This is a genomic window from Paenibacillus allorhizoplanae (genome assembly GCF_927798215.1).
GTDB classification, from domain to species: domain Bacteria; phylum Bacillota; class Bacilli; order Paenibacillales; family NBRC-103111; genus Paenibacillus_E; species Paenibacillus_E allorhizoplanae.
The window spans coordinates 1-17,487 of record NZ_CAKMMW010000003.1 but is presented as its reverse complement, the minus strand read 5'-3'; the positions used below and the strand labels follow the sequence as shown (position 1 = coordinate 17,487).

The 17,487-nt window shown below is 48.3% G+C and carries 8 protein-coding genes; 5 read left to right on the top strand and 3 right to left on the bottom strand.

The window, feature by feature from the left end; all coding sequences use genetic code 11:
- Positions 1–49: 49 nt before the first annotated feature.
- Positions 50–268, top strand: coding sequence for a helix-turn-helix domain-containing protein (locus tag L6I86_RS06320; RefSeq protein WP_327205105.1), 219 nt, complete (start codon positions 50–52; stop codon positions 266–268).
- 609 nt (positions 269–877) lie between these two features.
- On the top strand, positions 878–9,280 hold the full coding sequence (locus tag L6I86_RS06315) for an endo-alpha-N-acetylgalactosaminidase family protein (protein WP_236286310.1): 8,403 nt from the start codon (positions 878–880) through the stop codon (positions 9,278–9,280).
- Positions 9,281–9,355: 75 nt separating this feature from the next.
- Here L6I86_RS06315 and L6I86_RS06310 read toward each other — a convergent pair whose 3' ends face one another.
- The 3 genes from L6I86_RS06310 to L6I86_RS06300 form a co-directional block, all read right to left on the bottom strand.
- Complete coding sequence (locus L6I86_RS06310; RefSeq protein WP_236285725.1) at positions 9,356–10,747, bottom strand: ABC transporter substrate-binding protein; 1,392 nt, start codon at positions 10,745–10,747, stop codon at positions 9,356–9,358.
- A gap of 89 nt (positions 10,748–10,836) precedes the next feature.
- Positions 10,837–11,658, bottom strand: a complete 822-nt coding sequence (locus L6I86_RS06305) for a carbohydrate ABC transporter permease (protein ID WP_420851854.1) — start codon at positions 11,656–11,658, stop codon at positions 10,837–10,839.
- The gene (locus L6I86_RS06300; RefSeq protein ID WP_236285721.1) at positions 11,655–12,614 is read right to left on the bottom strand and encodes a carbohydrate ABC transporter permease; all 960 of its coding nucleotides are present in this window, start codon (positions 12,612–12,614) and stop codon (positions 11,655–11,657) included. Before L6I86_RS06300 ends, L6I86_RS06305 begins: the two co-directional genes overlap by 4 nt.
- A 215-nt stretch (positions 12,615–12,829) precedes the next feature.
- Between L6I86_RS06300 and L6I86_RS06295 the strand changes: the two genes are divergently transcribed.
- The 3 genes from L6I86_RS06295 to L6I86_RS06285 form a co-directional block, all read left to right on the top strand.
- Positions 12,830–13,552, top strand: coding sequence for a glycerophosphodiester phosphodiesterase (locus L6I86_RS06295; protein WP_236285719.1), 723 nt, complete (start codon positions 12,830–12,832; stop codon positions 13,550–13,552).
- A 119-nt stretch (positions 13,553–13,671) separates the two neighbouring features.
- A complete protein-coding gene (locus L6I86_RS06290; protein ID WP_236285718.1) occupies positions 13,672–15,138 on the top strand; it encodes an alpha/beta hydrolase in 1,467 nt (488 codons plus the stop codon).
- A gap of 230 nt (positions 15,139–15,368) precedes the next feature.
- On the top strand, positions 15,369–17,487 hold a 2,119-nt coding region (locus L6I86_RS06285), incomplete at its 3' end, for an InlB B-repeat-containing protein (protein ID WP_236285710.1).

Sequence of the window (17,487 nt, the reverse complement as noted above, 5' to 3'; positions counted from 1 at the left end):
ATACTTCAGATAGGACGAAGTGAGGATGGGGGACTGACATTTAACGCCGATGCATATTCAAATTAAAGCGAAAACAGATGCATTCATTAAAGCAAGGGTCATGAAAGGCTATTCGCAACGAGAACTGGCACGGCATTCTGGCCTGAGCCACGCGTACATAAGTTTACTTGAACGGTCGATTAAATCAGTGGGCCCATCAACCGCTAAGCGATTAAGCGAAGTGCTGGAGATGGAGTTAGAGGAGCTTTTTCATATCCATATAGCCTGAAAATCATAAAACCGATGTCCCCTAGGTTGGGGAGCATCGGTTTTTGTTATGCACTACCGAGCAGATTCAGACACAAAAGAACAGAAAAGCAGGGAGTCCAAATGCTAACGGACGCCACGGCCGTTACGTCTGTTAGAAAAGCAAGCAACCTCTTTTCGCAATACTCTTTAGGTTTGGAAGTTTGCTCGCCTGTTTATCTAGATACATTGACAACCCTTCACCTACACACATCAGATTGGGTTTATACCAAGGATCTGAGGCAGAGCCTCAGGTCTTCCTTAACATTACGATTGACTATTGACGATTTCTAAGATGGACTGATGTATTCTCTTAATGCCTGTCATTCTTACTTTAATACAACGGAAATGAGAACTAGGCTGTATTCAGGCTCTGGCTAGTGAAGCATACTTGGAAGCAGGTGGGAGGGCCAGCGTGCTGACCTTCAACAAGAAATACACTTATGTATAGAAAGCTTAACTGATAGGGAGTGATCATGACTCGACGATAAAATAGGATGTATTCTTTTAGCTTTCCGTTATGGTTTGAGGGTTCTTTAGTTGAAAGTTGACAATCTGATATATGTTTAAGGAGGGAATAACTTTGAGCAAAATGAAACGCAGGCTTCTGAGCATGGTAGTGGTTTTGGCCATGATACTATCGCTAATCGGCGCCAACCTTACGCCGTTGACAGTATTTGCGGCCGCCCCAGATGGAGCCGAGGCTGATTTAACCGTAACACAGCAATCAACTGCAAGCGCTTACAACGTAGCGGTTACCATCAACAAAGACGGCCAGTCGTTTGACGAGCACGGCAAAACGTTCACCCTGCGGCAGAATGGGGAAATCATTGATAATGGTTCCGCCATTGGCGGCACGGTTACATTTGACGTTTACGACGGTACATATAACATTTTTGACGGCAGCGACGACACTGGCGAAACGATTATCGTCTCTGGAACTGCTGCCAAAACGCTCAACTACTACACGGTTGAATTCAAGGCCGAGGATGCAGGTGCGTCCAATGGCTCAGCGATCATCGCTAAATACAACGACAACTTCATTGCCAGCGGGGCTGTGGTTCTCGGTGGCAAAACACTGGTGATTACCGCCGAAGGCCGGGGTGCGATGTCATCGCCCCCGAACGCGCTCGAAGCCGGGTATTCGTACAAATGGAGCGGTGAAGGGGCAAACGATCAAACCACCGACACGCTCACAATTAACAATCTGAACAGGAAGATTGATGTGCTCTGCAGCGTGAAGGGAAGTCTGAGGTTGTACGCTGCGGGCAGAAACAGCGCCAATGCTGCTAAAGCATACTATACGCTGCCAGAGGTTTTGACGAGTGGACTAATGACGGTTAAGTTCGACTATGTCACTACGGCAACCAGTCCGAACACGGCTGTCTCCTTGGTTCAAAATGGAACCGCTGTGAATGCGGATGTCGATAAAATGAACGCCCTTGTGCGGTTTAATACGGGTATTGGCGCATATAACGGCACAGGGTGGGGGGCTGATGTCATCTCTCCTTTAGTGGCAAATAAGGTGTATCATGTAAAAATTGCGATTAATATGACTACTAAAACATACAGTGCCTGGGTAACGCCGGAGGGCGGCTCGGAGACGCAAATTGCCACAGACTTTGTGTTTAGGGCAAAAAATCCCACAAACATTGGCGAGCTCCGGGTGCTTGATACAAGGACCTCAGGCAATAACGGCATTACAAAGCAAATGTGGATTGAGAATATAACCGTTTCCAAGAAACCTGAGCTGACGGTTCTTCTTGATGGAGCACCGCATCCTGACATTAGCAAAATGGAGTTCGTACTGATGCAAGACGGCGTCGTCAAGGCTACCGGCGTCAAGAATGGCAATAAGGTTGTCTTTAACGAGACGTTGAACGATGACATATATGACATTTATGTCAATGGCGCTAATTCTAACATAAAGCTCACGATCACCAACGGGGGAGGCAGTGCGACGGTTGATCTGGGCACTGACGAGAGCAGGGCGAGGAAAGCGCTTCAAGATATTATCACAACTATGGAGGGGCGTGGTCTTAAAGAGGACCGCTATACGTCAGCTACATGGGGGCCGTTTGCCACCGCGCTGGCTGGGGCGAAAAACTTGCTTCTCGACCATACAGCGACGGCGGAAACACTCAATACCGCAACGAGCAATCTGAGCAACGCGTATGAAGCTCTTGCGCTTATCCCGCGTGCCAACGGCATCTACAAGGCTGCGTATGCGGATAAGTTCGGCGGCACCGTAGTTCGCACCAACATTGGCAACACTAGCAACGGTGCGACGTATCCGAATGGCAGCTACTCGTCGCCTCCGGCTGGTCAACCTAACGACCGATCTGTTCTGGGCGGCTTATACACAGGCAGCGACCCCCAAACCTATAGGGCGAAGCCAGGTGCCGGCGTTACATTCCCTTTTACAATTCATAAAGATGGTAAATACGGATTCATGTTGAAGTTCTCCCGCGTCAATTACGAAATTGAGGACTATATCAGCGTGTATGTCAATTACGACCAGGTTGAAAAAAATGAAAACGGCTCTCCGAAAACGCCTGGTAATTACCGTATTTCCCTTGCAGGCAAGGACAGTGAGCTTGTATTTGTTGAGTCCGACATTTGGGAAATGGAACTGAAAGAGGGCGACACGATCTCTCTGGTGCTCGACACTTCAAGTCTTGACGTAGTGGACTATCCAGACAAGGGTCTTGTCAATATCGACTATATCTCCGTCTGGGAGGTAGAGGAGTCCTACACTTACGACTCCTTCAACCGCAACTTTTACCTCCTGGCAGGCAATGAGATCATGATTCCGGAGCCTGTGAATTTCCCACTCACTTGGAGCAGCAGTGACCCGGAGATTGCGACTGTGGATCCTGTGACTGGAAGGATTCAAACAATTAAGGCTGGGGACGTCGTTATTACGTCCACTGGTACCGGCGGTACGTTTAAGTACAATCTGTATATAAAGAATAACGAAAGCGATATTAGGTTGAAAACCGCCCAAGTCTCGCTGTGGGATACAGCAAACAATGTGTTCGATCCACCGGCTGCAGTACGGAATAGCAATGCCAGTGAAGTCCCGGAGAACATCCCGATTGCGTTAACCGGCCTTAGCGGCGGGATCAGGGTAGGCAACGGGTTTGTAGATACGATGGACTACGTCCCGGTCGGCTCGTCGATTGAAATCGACGCTCCCGATGCCGTCGTGAAAAAGCCCGGTATGTATGACATCACCCTGAACTATGCGAAAGGCAGTTCTCAGGCAAGCGGCCAATTGGGGCTCCTAGTGAACGGCCAGCTTGCAGGCACCTTATATACGAGGACAACGGCCAGCCTCACCAGTACGGAACAGTCGAACATCGTAACGGTGTATTTGAAACCCGGCGATACAATCGGCATTCGGACAATCGTCAATCCGAAGGACGCCGTTGGACGCTTTAACAGTTTGACGGTCACCGAGAACGTGGTGATTCCGCCTTCATCTGTTACACTGTCCACTACTACTAGTGTGAATCATCAAGACCAGACAACGCTGAATTATACAACGGTCCCAGCGAACGCCACGCCAGCCTTTGTCTGGACTGCCGCCAACACCGACATCGTGTCCGTGTACGGCAACCTAGTGGTCGGAGAAAATGTTGGTGAGACAACGGTTACAGCGACTTCTATCTATAATCCAGAGATTAAGTCAACCGGTACAGTGACTGTTGCAGTAAACAGCAGCGTTTTCAGCATCGAAAGCAATAAAGTAAAGGTCTATCTGGATAAGGACTTCCCTCGCGCGATTCAGTATGAGATGAAGGACAGCGGTGCGAAGATCGACGGCAACCGTAGCAAGCTTGACACGCTTAGATTAACCACTGGCATGACATATAGCTTAAATACGTCACAGGGGTTGACAGGTTCAACGGTTAAGAACTACAAGCCCGTCGTTACGTCCAGTGAGCCAATCCAGAACGCAGACGGCAGCCAGCATGTGATTTATACCCTGCAAGTGACCGAGTTGAACGCGGAAATAAAAATGAAAGCAACGGTCGAGGGAATGGTACTCAAGTTTGATTTTATAGAGATTAAGGAGGATCCCGCCAACCGTATTTTCATCATTGAAATACCAAATCATAATCCGGTAACTGTCAGCAATTTTACTACTGGCTCCTCATTTGCCGGTTCCAAAATGGAAAGCAACATCGGAAGAAGCGGCGATAGCTTTTACAATATTAAAGATATGATGACGGGCTCTGATTTTTATAACTACGCCTTTGTATCCAACGGCAGAGTAGCCGCCAGCATTCAGAGTAACGCCTTCGGATTGACGGACGGCAGCGTGGCAAGACGCGTTTTTGCTGACACGAAGAGAAACGATTCGTTGGTTACAACGAGTCTGCTCAGCGGATCTTGGGTATGGCGATTCCCTGATGCTACCAAGAAATTTATTGACAATGAGGGTAGATACGGAGAAGAGGAAGCCTTAATAACCAGAACGTATACAGATGAACCCTACGAAAGGGATATGCCGCATGTCTGGGTCGTGCTGGCTGAAGAAAACAATAACGATGGCATCGTTAACTGGCAGGATGCGGCTAATGAGTACCGCAGCGTCGCTAAAGTGGCGGTCGGCTCGGACAAAATTGCCGACGCGGTCGTACAACGGCTGATTATGTCACAGGGAAACGAATCCAACTACCCGTATCTGGCATCAGTGGATGAAACTAAGCGTATCTGGCTGCATACGGACGGCTTGGGACAAATCATCCTGCAAAAATACCACAACGCAGGCAACTGGGGCGACTTCAGCGTCTACGATGACCAACTGGGCGGCTTGGACGAGTTCCGGAAGTTTACCGACATTACGACCAACCAGTACAACAGCTTTGTCGGTGTCCACACTAACTTTACGGAGTATTTCGCAAAAGTTGACCAGTTCAGCTATGAGAACGTCGAAATGCAAGCCGACGGAATCACCCCGCGAAGCAAAGGTTATGTGGCGTTCGGTTACTACCTGCACCAAGCCTATGTGATCGACGACCAGTTGGATGCGTTAACCCGAGATAATGATAATGAGGCAAGCCAAGAGAAAAGCCGTTATGAGCGCATGAATCGTTTTAAAACCGACATCCCGGCTTTGGGCTTCATTTACAGCGATGTGTACTCCCACAACGGCTGGCGCGGAAACGCCTTGGCGCGGGATTACGAGGATAATGGCCTTGCATACTTTGTGGAGTGGCCGTACGTCTCAGAGGACTCCGCTGCGTGGGCGCACTGGTCCGTGGAAAAGAGCTATAGCCCCGCGTCGCTCAAGGGATATTCTAGCGATATTGCCCGGTTTATCTTCAACGACTCCAAAGACCGCTGGGATAACTACACGACCGACAACTGGAAGGCCGACATTGAGAAAACCCGCGTACCGAACAGCGCCTTCCTGCTGATGGGCGCCGATACGACCTCCTACGAGGGCTGGGTGCACAATGGTATCAACGAATATGACTCGATTGTTGAGAAAATCTATCGCAACAACATCCCAACCAAGTACATGCAGCACTTCCCCGTTACGCGCATGGAAAAGGATAAAGATGGCTGGGCGGACTACATCGAGTTTAATAACGGAGAAGTGAAGGTTTATGCAGAGGGTTATGAGAACCTCAATAACGAAACAAGAAATAGCAAACGCATCATAGAAAAAGACGGAAAGAAGATTTACGAGCAGGTTAACGCCATCGGTACAGATCAAGGTTCAACCAAGTACCTGATACCGTGGAACGAGGGCGACATGCAAAAGCTTGATGAGCAAGAACAAAAGGAGATCAAACTATACCATTGGAACGATGACGGCGGCAGTACGACCTGGGAACTCCCCGACAGTTGGTCGGGCCTCGAGACCGTCTACGTGTATAAGTTGTCCGACCTGGGCAAGTCTTCTGAACAGGTTCTGACAGTAGTAAATGGAAAAATTACTATCCATACGGATGCAAGAACCCCGTACGTGGTGTACAAAGAACAGCAGGATATGGATGTGGACGTCGACTTTGGCGAGGGACAATATGTGAATAACCCCGGCTTCAGCACAGGTAACACCCTCAAAGGTTGGAAAACTGTAAATGGGAATCCCGAAGTAGTACGTAACGACAACACAACGATGCCACTCTTCACCACTGACGGTGCCGTAGCGCAACCTAACTCGAATGCCGACAACCATGCTAGAAGCCGCAATTGGGAGCTGGCGGTTAAGGATGGTAACGAAACGGAGGTCAGCCAGACAATCACCGGCCTGAATCCAGGCGACGAGTACGCCGTATCGGTTATGGTGGAGGTTCAACGTGGAAAAACGCGCAAGGCGTCGCTCATCGTGGATACAGATGGAGCTAGGCGCTCTAGTTACACAGATTCCTCCGTCTTGCTCAACTATGACCGCTACGACTCCAAAGAAAAAACCGGTATGCTCCGTATGCGCGTCGTATTCACCGCGGACGCACCTACAGCAACAATACGGTTGCAAGCAGTGGCGGGCGAAGGCGAGGTGCGATTTGACAACGTGCGTATGTACAGGACTACCACACCAACACCGAAGACTCCGGTGACCGACGGGAAAATCATCCTGTATCAGGATTTCGAATCCGCGCCGGATGGAACAACTGAAGCGGGTACGTCCATCAACAAACCTACTTTTGAGGGCTTCTTGCCCTTTAATCTTGGTAACGGCGGAGGGTTTCGCGAAGCCAGAACGATCATACAGCGCAGACATGATCCCTATACGCAAAACAATACTGTACCCGTTTGGAGTAGTAACGCTCCCGAAAGTGTAAGAAACTTTGTGCAGCCAACGAAAGATCAAGCGGGAAATACGGTTACTGGCCAATGGTGGGATACTACGACCATCCCGGTTGATCTGGTTGTGGACGGCAAAACCTCATTCTCTAACATCACCGGCAGTGGGGGCATTATGTACCAGACTACACCTCAGAGCCTCCGGTTTGAAGAGGGCAAGGTATACCGTATCAGCTTTGACTACCAAACCGGCCTAAATGGCATCTTCGCCTTTGTGCTAGGGAATGGTATGAAAGGGACACTAAGTCAGAGAGTTTCTTCGACAACCGTGGAATTTACAGGGCTTCAACACCATGATTATCTGCAAGGCACGATGGGCCCGTATTTTAACAATGTGAATTCGAACCGGTCGGACGGCGGCGTGCCAATAACCGCGATGCCCGAAGGTTGGGCAGCCAATGGCACTTACCGCAACATCGACATTAAGAAAGCAGTGCCGAACTGGAAAGGGTATTATGAGTACGAGTTCGTGAGCACATCCGACCAGACTTGGTTCGGTATCTTACGGAACAATGACTCACCGACGCCGAGCGATAACCCTAACCCTTTTATCATCGACAATCTGCTAATCGTGGAAGTGGGCGAGGTTGTCTCGGGAGACGCAACGCTTTCTAACCTTACGGTTAGCGCAGGCGTACTGTCTCCAGAATTTAGCTCGGACACTACGAGCTACGCAGTAAATGTGGATAACAATGTCAGCAGTATTACAATTACTGCCACAAATAACCACAACGCCGCGACGGTCAACGGAGCGGGCGTAAAATCTCTGAGCGTAGGGCTGAATACATTTGAGGTAGTTGTTACTGCCGAAAATGGTGCACAGAAAACCTATACGGTAGCTGTGAACCGTGCTGGGAAAGACGCCTCCAATGACGCAACGCTTTCTAATCTGACTGTTAGCACAGGCGTACTGTCCCCAGAATTTAGCTCGGACATTACGAGCTACGCAGTAAATGTGGATAACAGTGTCAGCAGTATTACGATTACTGCCACAAATAACCACAGCGCTGCGACGGTTAACGGGGCAGGCGTAAAATCTCTAAATGTAGGGCTGAATACATTTGATGTAGGTGTTATTGCTGAGGATGGTACGCAGAGGACCTATACCCTAGCAGTGACCCGTGCCAGCGCTCCGCAGACAGACAACGGTTCTGAAGGCAGCGGTTCTGGGGACACCAGTTCCGAGACTCCTTCTCAGCCAGTCCCGACACCTGTCCCGACTCCTACTCCGAAACCAGCCGAAAATGATTGGATCCTACAGGTTGAGGAAGATACGGATGCAACCACCACCATCGAAAGCACATCGGAGCAAGCGAAAGCAGCTGAAGACGCAGTAGCGGCAACTGCGGCGAACAACGCAAACACAAGTGTGACCATTGTGGCAGTTGCACCCCCAGTGATTGTGAAAACATCAGGAGATGTCAACAAACCTTATGCTGTAACCGTGAATATGCAACCCGACGAGGACAAAGCGGAATTCACTACGATGGCAATCGTAAATGCCGACGGCACATTGACCCCGGTACCTACCAAATTGAATAGTGATGGTACGGTAACCGTCATCGTCCGCGACGATGTCACGCTGGTGCCAGTGAACGTCAAGTCCAACTTCATCGATGCGATCGGGCATTACGCAAGTGATGAAATTAACAGGGCGGCGGCGTTGATGCTGATCGTCGGCGTGGGTAACAGCAGATTCGCCCCATCAGAGTCGGTCACTGTTGCGGAAGCCAGTACGATATTCCTACGGGCACTTGGCATCCCGGCCAATAAATCTGCTTCTGCCGTGAACGGAGTAGATCAGAACAAATGGTATGCTGTTAATGTCAATACAGCAGCTGATAATAAGCTGATTGACATAACCGAAAATAACGTTGAACCTGACAGCCCCATGACTCGCATTGAGACAGCGACATTGATTGTCAACGCTCTGAAGGCATTGAACATGAATCCCACGATGTCACTTCAGGAGGCGGATGAATTGTTGCTGAAAGACTTCACCGATCTGCCGGGGCTGACGACGTCAGAGCGTGTCGATCTAGCTATCACGGTTAAGCTGGGGATCTTTACAGGCAATGGCGATGGAACCATGGCCCCGCATGCTGACCTGCAGCGAGCTCATCTGGCAAGTCTTGCGGTTAGATTTCAGGATTATATTCTGAAACGCTGAGGAGTCACCTTAGTCGTAGGCAGTTGAAAATCAGAAAACCGATGTCCCCATGATTGGGGCGCATCGGTTTTTGCTTTATTTCACAGTCTTATTATAAGCACCAATTTTCTCTGTAATACTCTTAGCTGCGTTATCCAGCGCTTCTTTGGGAGCTTTTTTTCCAGTCAAAGCCTCTTCGATGGCTGTTTCGACGATTTGACGAGCTTCTGGGAATACCCCCATAACCGCGCCTTGCGTTGCTGTGTTGGCTTTTGTTTTGTGCAATTGATCGATGGCAGTTTGGAATTGCGGGTATTTCGTAAGATTATCTTTGATAATTTGTTCATCATAGGCTTTTTTCGTAATTGGGAAGTAGCCTGTGTTTACGTTCCACCATGCTTGTGTTTGCGGATTCGTTAGGAATTTAATAAATTCCCATGCGCCTTGTTGCTCAGCTTCCGACTTATTGTTCAAGATGTAAAGACTCGCTCCCCCTACAACTACGCCGCCTTCTTTGGCATCCGATGGCTTCGGAAGCGGGCCTGTACCTACTTGGAATTTGCCTTCAGCGCCGCTGACAATACCACGGAGGGATGCTGTGGAATCTAGTGTCATGGCGATTTGGCCAGCTAGGAAAGCTTTTTTCGTATCATCTGTTTTACGTCCAAGATTAGCGGACGTTTTGCTGTCGACCATCTCTTTCCACCAGGTTAGCGTTTTGACACCAGCGTCATTGTTAACCAAGGCTTCTGTTGCAGCAGCGGTACGGCCATTCCCGTTATTAAGGAATTCAACACCTTGGTTAGCGAAGAATTGCTCCATAAACCAGCCATAGATCGCAAAAGAAGAACCGGATTTTCCATCTTTACTTAGTGCTTTAGAAGCATTCGCAATTTCTTCATACGTGGTTGGTGGTTTCTCTGGATCAAGACCGGCAGCTTTGAACATGTCTTTGTTGTAATACAAGATAGGGTTCGACGTATTGAATGGCATGGAATTTAGTTTGCCATCGACTTTATAATAATTCAGAATGTTCTCTTCGAGCTGAGAAAGATCAAATTTATCGGCATCAACAAATTTTTGAACAGGTGTAATGGCTTTAGAATCGATCATAAAGCGGGAGCCGATTTCGTAAACTTGAATGAGGGAGGGGCCGCTTTTGGTATCCATCGATGCTTTCATTTTGTTGATGCTCTCATCGTAGGTACCTTGGAATACTGCCTCAACTTGTACATTCTTCTGCGAGCCATTGAAATCTGCCACTAATTTATCGACGGCTTTGCCAAGCTCTCCACTCATCGAATGCCACCAGATCACTTTAACGGGTTCAGTTGGTTTTTTGACATCCGCCGCTGCCGTACTTGTTGCAGGTTTACTTTCTGTCGTACTGCCTGAAGTCGTTGTTTCTGCTTTGCCGCATGCACTAGTTAACAGCACCATAATTGCGGTCATAGCAAGGATGGAGCTTCTTGTTTTCAATGATTTCATTGTCTATTTCTCTCCCTTATCTCTAATCTAAAATATATGGAAATCTGCTTCGGCATGGTAGCTGAACAGAGTGGCCATCAGAGGATGGATTAACCTTTCACAGCACCAGCGGTAAGTCCGCGAACGAGCTGTTTTAAACCGAGAATGAGCAATAAGAGGGACGGCAGTAATACGATGGTTACACCTGCCAGAACCAAATTCCATACGGTCAACTCTTCGAATTGCAGCATCGCGATGCCAATTTGCACGGTTCTCATGGCTTCGCTGTTCGTTATGAGCAGTGGCCATAGATACATGTTCCATGCATTTAAAAAGGCATACACAGCTAACGTTGCTAAGGCTGGACGCCCGAGCGGAAGCACGATTCGAAGAAACATGCGAAAATGTCCGCAACCATCGATTCGTGCCGCTTCGAACAGCTCTTTGGGCAGCTGTAAGAAGAATTGCCGCAGAAGGAAGGTTCCGAAAGCCGTAGCCAAGAATGGAACGGTTAGCCCCTGCATGCTATCGAGCCAGTCCCATTTTTTAACCGTCAAATAGTTGGGAATAATGGTGACCTCCCAGGGAATCATCATGGTAGCCATGAAGAGCGCAAAGATGAAGGCTTTACCCATGAACCGAATATTGGTAAAGGCATAAGCGGCCATGCTGGATGTAATCAGCTGTCCCAGAGTAATCACGATAGATACAATGAGACTATTGGTAACAAATTTGGCGATGGGCACAAGTTTGAATACGTCGATGATACTCCCCAGATAAAAGCTGCTTGGCAAGAAGTGAGGGGGATAGGCGGATGCTTCCTCTGGTGTCATCAATGCAGATGAGAATGTATAGAAAATGGGATAAAGAACAAGTGCGGCACAGATGATCAATAGGGTGTAGACGAACGCATGTTGCAAACGGGTCATCATTGATAGTGCACCTTCTTTTCAAATACTTTAAACTGAATGATTGTGAAAATAAGGATAATGGTGAAGAGGACAAGTGCTTGCGCGCTGCCAGTTCCGAACCGGAAGTTGATAAAGGCATCCTGATATAAGGTGTAGACAAGGACATCTGTGGAGTTGACGGGTCCACCTTTGGTCAGAATATGAATTTGTCCGAAGGACTGAAAAGCACCGATGATTGACACGATCGTGACGAAGAACACGGTTGGTGACAATAATGGAAGGACGATTTGCACAAAGGTGCGAATGGGGCCAGATCCATCGATTTTGGCGCTGTCATAGATTTCATCAGGAACGCCTTGTAAACCGCTTAACAAGACAATGTAGGTGAAGCCAAGATTCATCCAAACCGTCATCATAGAAACAGAAAGCAGTGCCCATCGCGGGTCAGTCAGCCATGCCACAGGTTCTAAGCCAACTTGTTGAAGCAAATAATTCAACATGCCAACACTCGGGTGAAACAGCATCATCCAGATCACAGCAGAAGTACCTACGGATAGGACAACAGGCAATGAGAATATGAATTGAAAGATTCGCATACCTTTGAGTTGATTATGCGTTAGCGCAGCGAGCATCAGCGCGATGATGATCACAGTAGGAACCGTTAGTAGAGTAAACAGGCCAGTAACGCCGAGACTCTGATAAAATCGTTCTGAAGTAAAAATAGCTGTGAAATTATCGAAACCGACATAGGAGGCCACTCGGCCACGAGGATCAGTTTCGTGTAAACTGAGATAGAAGGTTTGTATCAAGGGATAGAACAAAAAGACAGCGAACAACAAGAGTGAGGGAGCTAAGAAAACATAACCAAGGAATGTCTCCGCCCATTTCTGGCTAATTGCTGCCTTGCGCGGATGCGCTGCTTGTACCGTCGTTTTTGATTTTCTTGCATGAGGTAAATCTCTTTCTATTGCATTCATTTCAAGCTCCTCCATGAACATTATTCAACATGTACGCCTCGTTACTAGACTAACGCTTGTTTATTTGACCAATGTCAAATTCAAGTGAAGGTTTTGTATATTTTCAGATGAATTTACAAAAACAATAGAATTTCTTACTGGGCAGAATTAGGTTCATTCAACTATAATTTGAACATATTTAGGTAGTTTATCTGAATAGGAGAGTGAATTTGAACATGCAGCAACCGATCGTAATTGGACATCGCGGAGCATCTGGTGAGGCGCCTGAAAACACATTAGCCGCTTTCGAACTAGCTTTTGAGCAAGGTGCTGAAGGAATTGAACTTGATGTACAAATAACGAAAGATGGCGAGATTGTCGTCTGTCATGATTTAACGCTGGATCGGACCACAAACGGATCTGGACTTATTTGTGAGCATAATTGGGAAGAGTTGAATGCCTTAGATGCTGGCCTCTGGTTCTCTGAAGCATTCACGGGAGAGAGAATTCCTCATCTGCGTCAAGTATTCGAGCTTGTACCACGGGGACATCTCATCAATGTGGAAGTAAAACACGCATATGAGGGAAGAATGGAGAAGGCGTTGTTGGCATTTTTGGACGAAATGGATAGATGGGAAGATATCGTGATCTCTTCCTTTGATCACAAGCTGATTCACAGGATCAAACAAGCGCAGCCTAATGCGAAAGTGGGATTGCTTTATGCAGCCAATTTAATTGACCATGCAGCCTATGCTGAGCAATTGGGGGTAGATGTGTTTTCCTTGCATCCGTATCACCACTGTATTAACAAGGAGGATGTTGTCGCGGCTAAAGCTTCGGGACTGGCTGTTTATCCTTATACGGCAAATGATGTTGCGGATTATAAAAGGTTGATTGTTGCTGGTGTTACGGGGATTATTACCGATTATCCAGCGCGATTGCGGAATCTGCTTGGCTAACTTGGTTAGAAGATGAGATAAAACGAATGTGCTTCATTTTACATCAAGGCGGAAGGAGTGTAAGCTAAATTTGTCGAATTTAGCTACACATTGAATTCTCAGCTAAGAGGTGAACGGGAGTGCCATTCGTACCGACTGATCAAGATACATTGTATTATGAATTCCATCAAGTGAACCGCAGCGATCAGCCGGTAGAAACCATAGTTATGATCCACAGCCTGGGAACGAATCTGAGTATTTGGAACTGGACAATACCTTATCTTCAATCCCGCTACGATATTCTCGTTTATGATGTTAGAGGCCACGGCAGAAGCCGACAGACCTACGATGAAGTCGTCACATGGCGATTGCTTTGCGACGACTTGGTCGGCCTTCTTGCTTATAATCAAATTGATCGATTTCATCTCGTCGGTCATGGGATGGGCGGTTACATCGGACTGGAATTCGTGCGGGAATATCCGGCTAGGGTGTTATCGCTATGTTTACTTTCCGTACCGCTTTATTATCCGGTTAAGGTAATGCCGATTTTATCAGGAGATCGGCAGCAAGTTATTCGAGAGACTAACTCGATCATGCCGGTCGCTGAACGCTTGCTGAGTGCAGCTTGCCATCATGTTACACCGAGCAAACAAGAGTTATTATATGAAGCGTATAGCCATGTTTCCTTCCACCACTATATTCAAATTAGAGATCTGATTACAGCCTATATCTCCGCTCAACAGATTAGAGGTGTCGATATTCCTGTGCTGTTTTTGGGCGGTGAATACGACAGGCTTTTCCCACCGAGCGTGCTCGCGCTAGGGACGATTTTGCTGCAAAACTACCGTTTTTTAGTCGTATCCGACGCTGCAAACGCGGTTCAACTGGATCAGCCGACTGTCGTGGCGAAATGGATTGATGAGCATATCCAGAAAGCAGGCGATTCTCCTGACGTTCGTGTGGTAGACAAGCTGTCCGCACATATGCAGAATCAAATCAAGGATTTCGTGGAACAGGTTCGCCAGCAGCATGAATCGTCCACTGCTTTGGAAGTTGAAGTCATGGGCACATTTCGTGTAACCGTCAACCGACAGGTCGTTTTAGGGGAGTGGAATCAGCGATACGCCAAAAGACTGCTCGTCTATTTGCTGTTCCACCCTTCCGTCACGCGAGAGCAGCTATGTGACGCCTTGTGGCCGGAAGCGGAACTGTCCAACGCGAAAAACAGGCTTCGCGTCTCGCTCAGCTATTTGAAAAGCATGTTGGACAAGCATGTGGATGACGCTAACCCTCTCCTTGTTGCAGACCGAGAGTACGTCTATTTACGCGGCAATATCAAGTGTGATTTGCTGGATCTGCTGGAAAAACTGCAAACGACCGTAGACGAACCTGATAGGGAGCGGAAAGCGCTGCTTAGTCGGGAAATTCTCGAAAAAACAGCGTACCCGTTCGCCATGGGTATCTTCGACAATTGGCTGCTTGCACATGTTGAGAAGGTGGAACATAAACTGGAGGAACTTGCTCGCTGGACCGCGGAATACTATCGGCAAAATAATGATTTGCGGCAGTCGGAGAGGTATATGAAATTCGTTGAACGATTTATATAAGCTGTATCCGAACAGAAACAAGACAGTAGCCCTCGATTTCACATGTGAAATCGGGGGTTTTTCGTTGTGCGATGCTCGCTCTCCCAGATTAATGATAGCGTAACGGTCGGTTTGATAGAATGTTTGGAGCTTACTGGTGATTAACCCGCTAGTAAGGCTGTGAATTAGGTTTCAGATATTCTTTTTCGAATAGATTAGGAGATTGTTACGGTATAGGGGAGATGGGTTAGATGATGCAAAGGATAAAGCACAATCGGAACAAAGGTGTATATGGTATATTTTTGAAAAGCATTCTGGTAATTGCGATAATCGTGCAGTTGTTTGGCTTTACGGGCAATCAATCGGCGCAAGCGGGGAGTATGTGGTCGAGCCTGGGTACGGGACTTAGCGGCTCATATGTACGCTCGATTGCAGTATCAGGTACAGACGTATATGCAGTTGGGAATTTCACCACAGCGGGCGGTAATCCGGCAACTAATATAGCGAAATGGAACGGAAGTCAGTGGTCCAACCTTGGTACCGGCCTTAATAGCTATGTCTTTGCGGTAGCTGCATCGGGATCTGATGTATATGCAGGTGGAATTTTTAGCACAGCGGGCGGCAACTCGGCAAATAGTATAGCGAAGTGGAACGGGAACAGTTGGTCGAGTCTCGGTACGGGTACTAACGGTACTGTATATGCGATAGCAGTGTCGGGAACGGATGTATATGTAGCTGGGAGTTTCACTACATTTGGCGGTATTACTGTAAATAGTATAGCGAAATGGAACGGGACTAGCTGGTCGAGCTTGGGCACGGGCTTTCTCAATGCTGTGTATGCGCTAGCGGTGTCAGGTACGGATGTTTACGCAGCCGGTAGTTTCAGTACAGCGGGCGGCACGCCGGCAGCTCGTATAGCGAAATGGAACGGGAACAGTTGGTCTAATCTTGGCACAGGCCTGAACGGTGATGTGTATGCGATAGCTGTATCGGGCAGCAACGTATACGCAGGCGGCATTTTCAGCATGGCGGGCGGCACTTCGGCTAATCGTATAGCGAAATGGGATGGAAGCAGTTGGTCTGGCCTTGGCTCGGGTTTTGACAACACAGTTAGTGCAATAACCGTATCGGGAAACACCGTATATGCAGGTGGAGGATTCACCACAGCAGGTGGCAGTTCGGCAAATCGCATCGCGAAATGGGATGGCAGCAGCTGGTCGAGCCTGGGTGCGGGTTTTAACAACAATGTTAATGCAATAACCGTATCGGGAAGCTCCTTATATGTTGGCGGAGCTTTCACTACAGCAGGCGGCAACTCGGCTAACCTTATAGCAAAATGGGGTGATGCTGCTACGATCACTTTTAACAGCAATGGAGGTTCGCCCGTGAGCAGCCAGAGTGTGGTTTACGGAGATATAGCAACCGAACCGACGCTTCCGCCAACGAAGGCCGGATATACGTTTGCGGGCTGGTACAGCGACAGCGGATTGGACACAGCATACAATTTTGCATCACCCGTTAATGCGGATTTGACGCTTCATGCGAAGTGGACGATCATAACAGCAACACCTGTGATAACTGGCACGGTACGTACAGGAGATACGAGCGTAACGGGTACGGCAGCCGCCGAAGCGAGTATCATTCTTAGCGTGAACGGAATACCGGCGACGCCGACAACCGCAACAGGCGGTAACTGGATTGTTCCCGGTCTGACACTGGCCTCAGGCGATACGATCAGCGTAACCGCTCAGTCAGCAGGAGAGACCGTAAGTGCAGCAGCAACAACAACTGTAGCGCCTGCGGCTACAAACATCAGTGCATTTGATGCCATTGGAGATATTTCGGCAGGGACGGCGGGAGCAGCAACTTATGCAAATGCAGGTGAAGTGACAACAGTATTGTTAGCGAGTCATGCGAGTGTAACGGCTGATGGCGGGACGATCACGGTGCCGGTAACGGGATGGGTGGATACGGACAGTTATAACCCGGCAGTAGCGGGTAGCTATACATTTACGGCAACGTTAGGAAGTTTGCCGGCAAATACAACGAATACGGACAACTTAACGGCGACGGTAGAAGTTGTCGTAGCGCCAGTGATTACAAACATCAGAGCATTTGATGCTATTGGGAGTATTTCGGCAGGGACGGCGGGAGCAGCAAGTTATGCAAATGCTGGTGAAGTATCGGCAGCGTTATTAACAAGTCATGCGACTGTAACGGCAGACGGCGGCACGATCACGGTGCCAGTAACAGGTTGGGAAGATACGGACAGCTACAACGCATCTGTAGCAGGTAGCTATACCTTTACGGCAACATTAGGAAGTTTGCCGGCCAACACAACCAATACAGATAATTTAACAGCGACAGTGG